This window comes from Psychrobacter glacincola, assembly GCF_904846075.1.
Taxonomy (GTDB): domain Bacteria; phylum Pseudomonadota; class Gammaproteobacteria; order Pseudomonadales; family Moraxellaceae; genus Psychrobacter; species Psychrobacter glacincola_C.
In genome coordinates this window covers 41,134-53,906 of the sequence record NZ_CAJGZH010000002.1, presented here as the reverse complement: position 1 = coordinate 53,906, position 12,773 = coordinate 41,134, and the positions used below count along the sequence as shown (strand labels likewise).

Genomic DNA, 12,773 nt, shown 5'->3' with positions numbered 1-12,773 from the left:
ATGATTATAAAGCATAAATTAATCAATGCTAAATGAGACAGTGTCCCATAAACATGTTGCCTTAATTTATAAGATATTTTTTAATATCCTACCGTCGGGTAGCTAAATAATATAGGCAATCGTAGAGCGTTTATGAATAAAAAATACATTTGAAAATAGTGATTTCTTTCACCATTCTCGTGGTACTTGATCAGCTTAATAAAAGGTAAAAACTTGCCTATTTACGCTTGTAAGACAACCTTTATTCATGGTTTTTTGCGCATCACTTGCTAATGATAACTGAATTCGTCTACCATAGAGCCGATTGCTTAAGTACGAGCAGTTTAAACTTATATAAACTTTATATTTATTTCTGAAAAATAAACCTTGTCGGGGTGCTTTGATTTTTGATGCTTTAACTACAATTCAAAATCATGGCTGAGAGTTACCCGCGAACCTGATGCAGTTAGCACTGACGTAGGAAACAAGCGTGACATTTTATAGCACACCTCTTAAGCATACATTGCTAAGCAAGCCTTGCCAGTTTATTCATATAATCTGGTAAGGTTTTTTTGTGCCTGCTCACTGATCACCTCCTACTCTTTGCTTACTCGCATTTTATAACAGTAAGTGAACACTATGAACTACCAAACATTACGCCACCATTGCCCCACATGGGATGACTACATTCAGCATGATTTTGTCAAACAGCTAACAGCAGGTACGCTCGCCCCTGACAGCTTTCGTCACTATCTTGTGCAAGACTATTTATATCTTATTCACTATACCCGTGTGATGGCGTTGAGCGTGTATAGGAGTGATACGCTGGCACAAATGCGAGTCGGTCAAGCAGGCATCAATGCCATGCTAGATATGGAAATTGGCATGTATCTCGATTTATGTCATGAGTGGGACATCCCACTTAAAGAAGTAGAAAGCGCTTCTGAATCTGCCGTGACTATTGCCTATAGCCGCTACCTATTGGACGCTGCCATGTCAGGCTCATTAGCTGAGCTTTATGCGGCAATTGCTCCTTGTTTGATGGGCTATGGCGAAATTGGCAAACGCATTAAAGAACAAGGTTTTGTCGCGGACAATCCTTACCAGCCATGGATTGATGTCTTTGCCAGTGACGAATTTCAAGCGATTACCGCGCAGAATGAAGCGCAGATTAATACGCTACTAGCACAGGCTAACCCCGCTCAGGCAGACAAATTCCAACAGTTATTTAATACTGCTTCACGTATGGAAGTGAATTTTTGGCAACAAGCGCTTGATCTGTCCTAGCCCTATGCAAAGTGCTAGCTTTATGGCAAATACTTTTATATACCATATTTATTATAAATAAAATTTAACTTAACCCTAAACATAATAATGGACACACTCAAGGAGAAACATCATGGCAGCATTTGATGAACATGCAAGCGCGTATGACAGCTGGTTTTTTGACAACCAAAACTTACTGACCAGTGAGCTAAAGCTGGTCGCGCATTTCTTAGATAAGGATAGTGAGATATTGTCTATCGGCTGCGGTAGTGGACTGTTTGAGTCACTATTGGCGCAGGATTATGATATCCATATCAGGCACGGCATTGAGCCTTCTAAAGACATGGCTGAAATCGCTAAAAAGCGCGGCTTACAAGTGGATATTAGTCCTGCCGAGACTTGCGATATTGAGCCAAATAAGTTTGATATCATCATGTTTAACGGCAGTGTCAGCTACATCAACGATTTGGATATCTGTATTAAAAAGGCATTTGATGCCTTAAAAACCGGCGGCAAATTGATTGTTATCGATGTGCCAAAAGAAAGCGGTTTTGCCAGCTTATATAATTTGGCCAGCTCATTAAATACTTGGGAGCATCCGCTACTTGCGCATATCTCTCCTGCTGATCCCTATCCTATTGAGCTGGTTAAATCAGCAAATTGGCGCACCTCTGATGAAAAAATCGCGCTGATGCAAGCCAATGGTTTCGTCGATTTTGAGTATGCGCAGACCTTACTGACCCATCCTATGTATGCCAATGACAAGGTGCAAGAAGTCATCGAAGGCTATGACCGTGGGGATTATGTCGCTGTTTGTGCTTATAAAAAATGAGCTGATATGTGTATTAACATTTGATTATCATGGATGACTGAGCAAAATTTATGACAGAACACAGTGATCCATAGCATACTGTCATTGCCATTTTAGCACTTGAATTATAAGTTTAGTGCCACTATAAATGGTGAATAAAGCTCTTATGCTAATAGCTAACATTTAATAAAGCGAGGCACACATCATGACTGACGATCCAAAAGACAGCACCAATCAAAACAACAACCAAGCACCAGCAAATGAAAAATCAGTAAAAATGACCAACCTAACGCCCAATCAAGGTGTGATCACAGGCAAAAGGACGGATATTCAAAATCCTGAGCTCTGGGACTTTCCAATGAACTATCCACTTAGCATCATTGGTCATGAAGGCGAGCGTGAGAACTTACTCAATGAAGTGAAGCTTATTTTGGGCAGTCAGTTCCCTGATTTCGATTTGGCCTCGATAGAAGTGAAACCGTCTAAAACGGGTCGCTTCCATTCAGCACGGGTCAATCTATATCTTACAGCAGCCGATCAGGTCAATGTACTGTATGCCTCACTCGACGCTGCCAAAACAGTCCGTTTGGTCGTATAAACAGATAATTGTCGTTTAAAAAAAGCCAGCTGCTTTTCCGTCGAAATCGTCACTCGCTATTAATCACATACGGGTGGCGATTTTTTGTGGTTTGCTGTACAATCTGCGCCCTCATGATTATTGTTCTATATCCCCTTATTGGTGGGTCATTTACTCGCGAATGAAAAGCAAATGATCCTACGATTTTTACAAAAAACTTATTATTTGAGTCAATCGCGTCTAACCCTTACCCCATCGTCCTTTGCTAAAATTCGGACACAGCACAACCTCACAGCAACATAGTTTGATGCTAAAATCAATATAGTATTTTCAAAATTTTCCCGCTATATTGTGCCTACCTACTAACAAACACGCTATATGTAGTACTCAGTGAATTTAATTGTCACTATGAGTAGCGGTAGATTTTTGCCTAAAAAAACACCTATCGCGGCGCAAGCATCGTAGCATTATAAAGAATGCCTGCCGTTTACTGACTGTGCAGCATCACTATAAGCAACATTATAAATAATTACCAAGTTATCAACTTAAGAGGGCAACATGACACACATCGACAAAATCAAAGTGACCAAACGTGACGGACGATTAGAGCTTATTGATTTGGATAAAATTCATAAGGTAATCGAGTGGGCAGCTCACAATTTGGATAATGTGTCTGTGTCGCAAGTTGAGCTAAAGTCGCACATTCAGTTTTATGAAGGTATCAAGACTCGCGATATTCACGAGACCATCATCAAGTCAGCAGCAGATCTTATCTCTGAAGATACGCCTGATTATCAGTATTTGGCTGCGCGTTTGGCGATTTTCCATCTGCGTAAAATTGCTTACAATAAATTCACCCCGCCGCACCTTTATGATCATGTCAAAAAACTGACCGACGCTGGTAAATACGATCAGCATATCCTAGCTGATTATAGCCGTGCTGAGTTTGATGAATTAGAAGCATATCTTGATCACTGGCGCGATATGAACCTTGCTTATGCCGCTGTTGAGCAAATGGCAGGTAAATACCTCGTCCAAGACCGTGTCAACAAGACCGTCTTTGAAAGCCCGCAGTTCTTGTACATGCTGGTTGGTATGTGTTTGTTTAGCCGTTATGACAAATCAGATCGTTTGGACTACGTAAAGCGTTTTTACGATGCGACGTCGCAATTCAAAATCTCGCTACCAACACCTATTATGGCAGGAGTGCGTACCCCATCGCGTCAGTTTAGCTCATGCGTATTGATCGAATGTGGTGATAGCCTAGATTCTATCAACGCGACCACCAGCGCCATCGTACGCTATGTGTCACAGCGTGCTGGTATCGGCATCAACGCGGGTCGCATCCGCGCCCTTGGTAGCCCTATTCGTGGCGGCGAAGCACAGCATACCGGTTGTATCCCATTCTATAAACTGTTTCAGACAGCTGTTAAATGCTGCTCACAAGGCGGCGTCCGTGGCGGTGCAGCGACGTTGTTTTACCCATTGTGGCATTTAGAAGTTGAGTCATTATTGGTACTTAAAAACAACCGCGGCGTGGAAGACAACCGTGTGCGTCATATGGATTACGGCGTACAGCTAAATAAAACGATGTACACGCGCCTCATCAAAGGTCAAGACATCTCGCTATTCTCACCAGGTGACACGCCGGGCTTGTATGATGCGTTCTTTGAAGATCAAGACAAATTCGAAGAGCTATACACCAAGTACGAAAATGACCCAAGCATTCGTAGCCGTCAAATCCCAGCCGCTGATTTGTTCAGCCTAATGATGCAAGAACGTGCGAGCACGGGTCGTATCTACATCCAAAACGTCGATCATTGCAATACGCATAGCCCATTTGACCCAACGGTTGCGCCGATTCGTCAGTCAAACCTATGTATGGAAATTGCCCTACCGACCAAGCCACTTGATAATATCAATGACGAAGAAGGCGAAATCGCGCTTTGTACGCTATCAGCGGTCAACTTGGGTAAAGTCGACAACGTCAGCGACATCGAAGAACCAGCTGAGCTAATCGTCCGTGCGCTTGATGCCCTGCTTGATTATCAAGACTATCCAGTTAAAGCGGCTCAAAATGGCAGCATGCGTCGTCGTACACTCGGTGTGGGCGTTATTAACTATGCGTATTACCTTGCTAAGAATGGCGTGCGCTATTCAGACGACTCAGCATTGGGTCTCACCCATCAAACATTTGAAGCGTTGCAATTTTATCTCTTGAAAGCGTCAAACAAATTGGCAAAAGAGCAAGGCGCTTGCCCTGCGTTCAATGAGACGACGTACTCGCAAGGTATCTTGCCGATTGATACGTACAAAAAAGATTTGGATAAAATCTGCCAAGAGCCGCTACATCTCGATTGGGAAACCCTACGTACTGAAATCACCACTCACGGTCTGCGCAACTCTACCCTAACCGCCTTGATGCCGTCTGAGACCTCTAGTCAGATCGCCAACGCGACCAACGGTATCGAGCCACCACGTGGTTTGGTGTCTATCAAAGCGTCAAAGGACGGCATCCTAAAGCAAGTCGTGCCTGAGATTGATAAGCTAAAAAATCAGTATGAGCTACTATGGCAAATGCCAAACAATGACGGTTACCTACGGCTGGTCGCTGTCATGCAGAAATTCGTCGATCAAAGTATCTCTGCCAATACCAACTACGATCCCGTTCGTTATGAAGGCGGTCGTGTACCAATGAAGATATTGCTTAAGGATTTACTAAACGCGTATAAGCTTGGCGTGAAGACGTTGTATTATCACAACACCCGTGATGGTGCGAACGATGCCCAAGCGGATATGGAAGATGATTGTGCTGGCGGTGCATGTAAGATTTAGGCTATTGATGGATGGCGGGTTTAGCTTTTGAGCTAAATCCGCTGTACGCTGTTATCATATATTTATCTACTAATATCGAGATAACTATGATCTTTCCTTATAAAAGCCCTCAATTTGAAAACCTAAAGCGAAAGTTTGAAAACCAGATACACAAACATTCTGAATATTTAGATTTAAGCACAGAAACAAATGACCTAGTTAAAGCTGTACTCAGTATATTAGATAGTAAGAACAAAAAAAATCTATCTATTTTAGATAGTATTGATCTCAAGTATCATAACTGGGAAAAAATAGGTGTTGCACCGAATGATAACGCCTTAGCGGAAGACAATAAAAATCTGTATGATTTTTCTAAGCAAGAGAAACCTCGAGCTAGTTTAGTTAGAAAAGTCATAGAGTCGATATATATAGTATTACTAGCAGACATATATGAAGCTTCATTGATAACTACTTTTGAAACACATAGATCTTTTTTTGAGCAGGCAGTAACAAGCTTACAGTCTTACTCTTATACACTGACATATGATAGTTTAAATAAACTCTGTTATTTATGGTATATCATTCCACAAGAAGTATTCTCAAGACATTTGAATCGACGCCTCGATAGTTCAGTCATCCAAACTATTAATAATTTGCATGAACATCAAGATCTAATTGAGGAAGAAAATAGAAAAAATATTCTATTGAAACAGGACATTAGAGAAATACAGGAAACCTTAAACAACCAAAAAAGTGAATATAACTTTGTTGGCTTGTCAAATGGCTTCAGAACACTTAGAAAACAGAAGAAAAAAGAATTGAATAGTCAAGGTTATATATATTATGGTCTGATGGCTGTAATAGTTTTACTTATAGTCTCAAAATCTATCTGGTCAGCTTATTACTTAAGTGCTAATAGCTTTGAGAACCCAATATTTGTCATAGTTACTATCTCAACGGTTTTGTTCCTTTTCATACTTCTTTATTTTTTTAAAATATCATTGGTTAACGTTAGATCTATCAAATCACAAATACTGCAAATAGATTTACGTCTCACTCTCTGTCAGTTTATACATAACTACGATTCTGACACTAAGGGACTAAGAGAAGGAATGAAAGAAAGCTTTGAAAGGTTCGAGAGTGTTATTTTTGCTCCTATCGTGGCTACTGAAGACCAAATGCCAGCAACTTTTGATGGTCTTGAACAATTGACAGGATTATTAAGTTCATTTAATAAAGGCTCAAAGTAGTTGTAGGGTGCGCCCAGCGCACCGATGATATGTAAATTATATTTAAAGGTGCGCGAGGCGCACCCTACAAAATATATAGATTAACAAATAAGACCTAATTTTCGTGCTAAAATTAGCCCTATATTTAGAGCTTAATTTTAATGGAGAATGAATCATGCAACCGATATTTGCGACACAGACAGCGAGTATTTCAGAGTTAAAGACTAACCCGTCGGCACTGATTAAACAGTCAGACGGCGAGTCCATTGCTATTTTAAACCACAATAAACCAGTGGCTTACTTAGTCTCAACAGACGTTTTTGAGCGCATGATGGAAGCGATGGACGACATGGCATTAAGCCAAACCGTTAGTGCACGATTGAATGATGGGCAGATACCGATAAAGGTAACTTTGGATGACTTATAATCTTGAGTTTCATCCTTTGGCATTAAAAGAGTGGAAAAAGATAGCGCCAAATATTCAGCAGCAGTTTAAGAAAAAGTTACAGCAGCGATTGTCAAATCCTCATGTGCCTGCGTCAAAACTATCGGGACGTACCGATACTTATAAAATCAAACTACGCACCGTAGGCTATCGTCTGGTATATACCGTAAAAGATGATGTGGTGGTGGTTTATGTATTAGCAGTCGGCAAAAGAGAAAACAACAAAGTATATGATGCGCTTGCGACACGCCACCCCTAATTAAAACACAGACAGAATAAAAATAACGGAGGTCATAGAGTGCAATATACCGCAATCATCAAAGACGGTGGTTTGTTTATCCCTAACGTATTTTCAGACCTAAACGATGGTGACTCGCATATCGTACAAGTGGAAGTCGACATCGCAGACGTCCGTGAGCAATTAGGCGAAGGCACAGCAGCAAAACCAGAAGCATTAAAGAAAGTCACCACAAAAGTATTGAAAAAACCAATAAAGAGAACGACTAAAAAAGACGTACAGAAAGAAATGCATCAACTATCAGATGATGATGGCTTGAGTGCGCTGCGTAAGAGTGCGATCGATGAATTGGAAGGTTTGGACGATAGTGAGCTAAGTGAGATATTTAAAGCGTATATGAATGATGGACAGACGCCAGAACAGATATCTTTAGAGCACTTGTAATACAATCCCATCCAATCAAACCAAATCTAGTCAAAACCCTATAACTTAATAACCATATCAATGATAAAGGCAGTCTCATGACTTATTCGATTTTTTCCCAAACGCCAAACAATGCGCTAACAGAGCCGATGTTTTTTGGTAATCCGGTCAACGTGGCGCGTTACGACCAACAAAAGCACCCTATCTTTGAGCAATTGATTGAAAAGCAACTGTCGTTCTTTTGGCGTCCAGAAGAAGTCGATGTATCACGTGATCGTATGGACTATGGCAATTTGTCCTCACACGAACAGCATATTTTTATCAGTAACCTAAAGTATCAAACGCTACTCGACTCTATCCAAGGTCGCAGCCCAAACGTCGTACTACTGCCATTGGTATCGATTCCTGAGCTTGAGACGTGGATTGAGACGTGGACGTTTTCTGAGACCATTCACTCGCGCAGCTATACCCATATCATTCGCAATATTATCAATGACCCTGCTATCGTCTTTGATGACATCATGCAAAACGATCATATCCTAGAGCGCGCCGCAGACATCGCCAAGTACTACGATGACTTATATTATAACTCATCGCTATATAACCTATACGGTGCAGGCACGCACACGATCAATGGTAAGCAAATTACTGTCGATTTAAAATCGCTGAAAAAGCAGCTTTACTTGTGCTTGATGGCAGTCAACGTCTTAGAAGCCATTCGCTTTTATGTGTCATTCGCTTGCTCATTTGCCTTTGCTGAGCGTAAGCTAATGGAAGGTAATGCCAAGATTATTAAATTGATTGCTCGTGATGAGGCGCTACATTTAACGGGCACTCAGCATATTCTTAACCTCATGCGCATCGGTCGTGATGATCCTGAGATGGTCGACATTGCCAAAGAGTGCTATGAAGAAAGCATCGAGATATTCCGTAAAGCGGCTGAGCAAGAAAAAGAATGGGCAGGCTATCTATTCAAAGACGGCTCAATGATTGGTCTCAATAAAGACATTCTTTGCCAATATATTGAATACATCACCAATTTACGTATGGAAGCGGTTGGCTTGCCAGTCGCATTCCCGAATTCTAAATCAAACCCAATCCCGTGGATTAACACATGGTTGTCATCTGACAACGTACAAGTTGCCCCGCAAGAGACGGAAATCAGCTCATACTTGGTTGGTCAAATTGATTCAGATTTATCAGACAGTGATTTTGATGATTTTGAACTTTAGAGCTTATGTGTTCATTTAAAAAATAGTTTTTGAAAGATTATTGTTTAGAAAGTACAGAATGATAGGGAAACAAACAGGATAAGACTATGACTTGGGTAATGACGAGTAAAAAGCAATTTTACTTGCATGATGACGAAAGCTTGCTTGATGGATTGCTACGCACCGGACATGATATCAATTATCAATGTAAGGAAGGCTATTGTGGCAGTTGCCGCATCAAGCGTATCGCCAGCTCACACGTCATTGACTATCCGTTTGCGCCCCTTGCCATGATTGATGAAGACGAGATCCTACCCTGCTGTTGTCGTGTGCAGGGGGTGATTTACATTAATCACGAGCCTACTATAGAGTAATATTAACCAAAATAGTGCTAAAAAAGTCGAAACAAAAAGCGCGTTATCTTCAAGATAACGCGCTTTTTTACTGTCTATAAATTGTTCAAGCCATTTTGATTAAGCTTATTTTGCTTAAGTTTTAGGTGATGAAGAGTGACCTTATAAGGGTGCACCATCTCTTTCAAACAGCTGCAACAGCTCTTCACGCATACGGTCACGCTCGGCTTCTGACATCATCGGTACGTCTTGTCTCTCACCTTGTAGATTTGGATCTTCTATACCACCAACATTTTCATCAAGAATCACAACCGGACGTTCCATCGGCTCTTGTGCTGGACGCTCTTCTAACAGTATTTTGACTTGCGCATTTTTACCACGGCGTAATATTTGCGCATTCAGCGTGGTATTCGGTGCTTTACGAGCGACATACTGAATCAAGGTATTGGCATCCGTCATCTCAACGCCGTCAATCGTCAAAATAATATCGCCGATACGCAGACCACTCTTAGCAGCAGGACTCTTAGGAACGACATTAAGCACTTCTACCCCAGTCGAGGTTTCAAGCTGCGTTGGGTCACGTAGCTGTGACTGTATCTCAATCCCCAACCAACCACGGCTCACCTTACCATCTTTGATAATGGCGTTCATCACTTGCTCAACGATAGCGGTAGGAATAGCAAAACCGATACCCATAGAGCCGCCAGAGCGTGAGTAAATGGCCGTATTAATACCAATTAATTCACCAAAAGCGTCAACGAGTGCGCCGCCCGAATTACCTGGGTTAATCGCTGCATCGGTCTGAATAAAGTCTTCAAACTTGTTGACCCCAAGCCCAGTACGTCCTGTCGCCGAGATAATCCCTTGCGTTACCGTTTGACCGACACCGAAAGGATTACCAATCGCTAATGCGACATCGCCAACTCGGATAGGTTCTTTACGGAAACCAAGTGGTGCCAAACCGGTCATATCTACTTTAATCACTGCCAAATCACTGTCTGGATCTGTACCAACGATTCTAGCGCGGCTCTTACGACCATCATTAAAGGCGACCGTAATTTCATCAGCTTTTTCGATCACATGGGCATTGGTCACGATATAGCCATCTTCTGAGACAATCACCCCAGAGCCTAAATTGGTATTGCCCTGCTCTTCTGACGGTGCACCATGGAACTCAAAAAAGCGGCGCAACACAGGATCATTCATATAAGGATGCTCTGCCATCGTTTGCGTGGTGTAGATATTCACGACTGATTGTGAGGCGCGAGCAACCGCATTATGATAAGAAGAAATCGCTGCGGGTGTATCAGAAACAGGTGCTGACGCTTGCTGCTCAGCAGGTGTGGTTCTGGGCGGCTCCCATGCTTGCTCTGATGCCGTCTTCATACTCGCAAACAACCAAATAAATGCGGCAATCACGACTAGCAATAAAACCCAAGGTAACCATTTTAATACAGACGCCTTGCTGCTGGTGTTCCGAGATGACGACATATAAAACCTCTATAAATTTGATACAAACAGACGAAGATAAATAAGGTAAGAAGCATGGTGTATATTAGGATGCATTGAGCGGCATTTATCAAACGTTCACAGCCCACTAGATGGTTGTTTTTTTGCACTATCTATACGGCAAGCTTACATGTATAAATTATAACCGCCAATACTACCCAGTTGTAACGTATCGTGTACCATTTCAGTGAGTAGGATTGTCTATCCTACTGTAGCTACATGTTAAAATACTCATTATCAAAAGCCACATGTTAGCCATAAATGCTTGCCCCACTGAATCAATTATAAGGGAATACCATGACCACACACAATATCTCAAGCGAGCCCTCAAACACCGCCATTACCGTTCAAGCGCTGACCACATTCTGTGATGACTATTTATTAGCAGATGCTTTTAAAGATTATGCCCCTAATGGTTTACAAGTAGATGGGGGTCGACCTATCAAACGAATCATCACTGGTGTGACGGCTTGTGAGGCGTTGATTGATGCGGCGATTGCTGACAATGCAGACGCCATTATGGTGCATCATGGTTATTTTTGGAAAGGCGAACCTGCCCCCATCACTGGTATGAAAGGTCAGCGTATCCGTAAACTTATGCAGCATGGTATCTCTTTGATTGGTTATCATCTGCCGCTCGATGCCCATCCTGTCATTGGTAATAATGCCAAGTTGGCTGACGCATTAAACATGACCGTTATCGGCGCTTTATACCCTAGTGAGTCGCATCCAGTGGGTAATATCGCCACTTGTACCCCGCAGAATGCTCAAAGCCTCATTGCTCACATTACTCAGACACTAGGACGATTGCCATTGCATATCTCTGCCAATTATAGCGCACCGAATAGTACAAGCGCTCATATCGATAATAACAGAATTATCGAACACGTGGGCATTTGTACGGGCGGCGCACAGGATATGATCGAGCAAGCTGCATTGATGGGCTGTGACGCCTTTATCTCTGGCGAAATATCAGAACGTACCACCCATATTGCCCGTGAGCTGGGCATTGATTATTTCGCTTGTGGACATCACGCGACAGAACGCGGCGGTATTCAAGCACTCGGTCACATAGTTTCTCAAGCATTTAGTATACCCGTGACCTTTGTAGATATTGATAATCCTGCTTAAACTGTGTCCTCAACTCTACTCATAGCTATCTAAATTTAGAATAATTTTCGGAAAACAAGGCTAATAACAATCAGTATTGTCGTCCAGTATGCACAATTTTTGCTGCTGCAATTTTCAATAGTGTATCAATAACAATGGCCTTTTTAACCGTCTATAGCCCAATTGTTAAGTTTTATCGCTAATTTCTTAACCACACTTGAATAATCCAAGGAATATCCGCATATTAATATCCGAAGAAAGAATGTCTTGTCATGAGGCTTCCCATTTATTACAGCTTCCGGTTATGGTACTTAAATGAGTATAACCGCCTAAAATCTTACTATGTTGTATAGCTATTGAGGTCATATAGATAGCGAGGTTTTGGACGGTTTACTAATAGACACACTGTGCGTGATATATTTTCAGCAGCATGGTATGTCTTGATTTAAGTGTCGCGATACTGGGTTAGCAACCGCTGATTGGTAGTAAATTTTCTATCATTTTTTTATTAGTAATGAAAATAGCGACTTGCTTACCCTTATTGCTGGACAAAAAATTAATCACTGTTGACTCTATTACAAATGATTTAAAGAGGACATGGTCATTAATATCAGCATAGAAAAGCTGAGTGCATAAGCACCCCGCTCATTTTATGTTTTGTCTCAATAACTTAGTTCATGACCTTACCTATGTTTAATATATAGTTGTTTTATTCTTAGCCCTATCTATGCATCGATGAAGGAATCATCCGATTTATATCCTTCGCGGTGTTGTGCGTTCATCATTTTGTATTGATACTTTATATCGA

12 protein-coding genes are annotated in these 12,773 nt (G+C 41.6%); 11 read left to right on the top strand and 1 reads right to left on the bottom strand.

The window, feature by feature from the left end; translation table 11 throughout:
- The first annotated feature begins 618 nt into the window (after positions 1-618).
- The 10 genes from tenA to yfaE all read left to right on the top strand — a co-directional run bounded on the left by tenA (position 619) and on the right by yfaE (position 9,367).
- A complete protein-coding gene (gene tenA / locus JMW85_RS06415) occupies positions 619-1,266 on the top strand; it encodes a thiaminase II (protein WP_087815180.1) in 648 nt (215 codons plus the stop codon).
- Positions 1,267-1,378: 112 nt separating this feature from the next.
- A complete protein-coding gene (locus JMW85_RS06410) occupies positions 1,379-2,077 on the top strand; it encodes a class I SAM-dependent DNA methyltransferase (protein ID WP_087815611.1) in 699 nt (232 codons plus the stop codon).
- A 256-nt stretch (positions 2,078-2,333) separates the two neighbouring features.
- Positions 2,334-2,654, top strand: coding sequence for a YbeD family protein (locus JMW85_RS06405; RefSeq protein ID WP_045446256.1), 321 nt, complete (start codon positions 2,334-2,336; stop codon positions 2,652-2,654).
- A gap of 537 nt (positions 2,655-3,191) precedes the next feature.
- Entirely contained in the window at positions 3,192-5,468 is a 2,277-nt protein-coding gene (nrdA, locus tag JMW85_RS06400; protein WP_087815613.1) for a class 1a ribonucleoside-diphosphate reductase subunit alpha, read from the top strand.
- 11 nt (positions 5,469-5,479) lie between these two features.
- Positions 5,480-6,697, top strand: coding sequence for a hypothetical protein (locus JMW85_RS06395; protein ID WP_201581263.1), 1,218 nt, complete (start codon positions 5,480-5,482; stop codon positions 6,695-6,697).
- A gap of 154 nt (positions 6,698-6,851) precedes the next feature.
- Positions 6,852-7,103 carry a type II toxin-antitoxin system Phd/YefM family antitoxin gene (locus tag JMW85_RS06390; protein WP_109591377.1) on the top strand — a complete coding sequence of 84 codons (252 nt, stop codon included), beginning with the start codon at positions 6,852-6,854 and terminating at the stop codon, positions 7,101-7,103.
- On the top strand, positions 7,093-7,380 hold the full coding sequence (locus JMW85_RS06385; RefSeq protein ID WP_201559800.1) for a type II toxin-antitoxin system RelE family toxin: 288 nt from the start codon (positions 7,093-7,095) through the stop codon (positions 7,378-7,380). The genes JMW85_RS06390 and JMW85_RS06385 overlap by 11 nt, the downstream gene beginning before the upstream one ends.
- Before the next feature lie 39 nt (positions 7,381-7,419).
- Positions 7,420-7,803 (top strand): hypothetical protein, encoded by a 384-nt coding sequence (locus tag JMW85_RS06380; RefSeq protein WP_087815623.1) that lies wholly within the window; start codon positions 7,420-7,422, stop codon positions 7,801-7,803.
- Positions 7,804-7,880: 77 nt separating this feature from the next.
- On the top strand, positions 7,881-9,014 hold the full coding sequence (gene nrdB / locus JMW85_RS06375; protein WP_045446160.1) for a class Ia ribonucleoside-diphosphate reductase subunit beta: 1,134 nt from the start codon (positions 7,881-7,883) through the stop codon (positions 9,012-9,014).
- A gap of 86 nt (positions 9,015-9,100) precedes the next feature.
- Positions 9,101-9,367, top strand: a complete 267-nt coding sequence (yfaE, locus tag JMW85_RS06370) for a class I ribonucleotide reductase maintenance protein YfaE (RefSeq protein ID WP_045446158.1) — start codon at positions 9,101-9,103, stop codon at positions 9,365-9,367.
- Positions 9,368-9,508: 141 nt separating this feature from the next.
- On the opposite strand, the gene JMW85_RS06365 is transcribed toward yfaE, so the two are convergent.
- Positions 9,509-10,837: a S1C family serine protease gene (locus tag JMW85_RS06365; protein ID WP_087815625.1), complete on the bottom strand. Its 1,329-nt coding sequence runs from the start codon at positions 10,835-10,837 to the stop codon at positions 9,509-9,511.
- Between the two features lie 315 nt (positions 10,838-11,152).
- On the opposite strand from JMW85_RS06365, the gene JMW85_RS06360 reads away from it, so the two are divergent.
- Entirely contained in the window at positions 11,153-11,986 is an 834-nt protein-coding gene (locus tag JMW85_RS06360; RefSeq protein ID WP_087815627.1) for a Nif3-like dinuclear metal center hexameric protein, read from the top strand.
- The last annotated feature ends 787 nt before the right edge of the window (positions 11,987-12,773 follow it).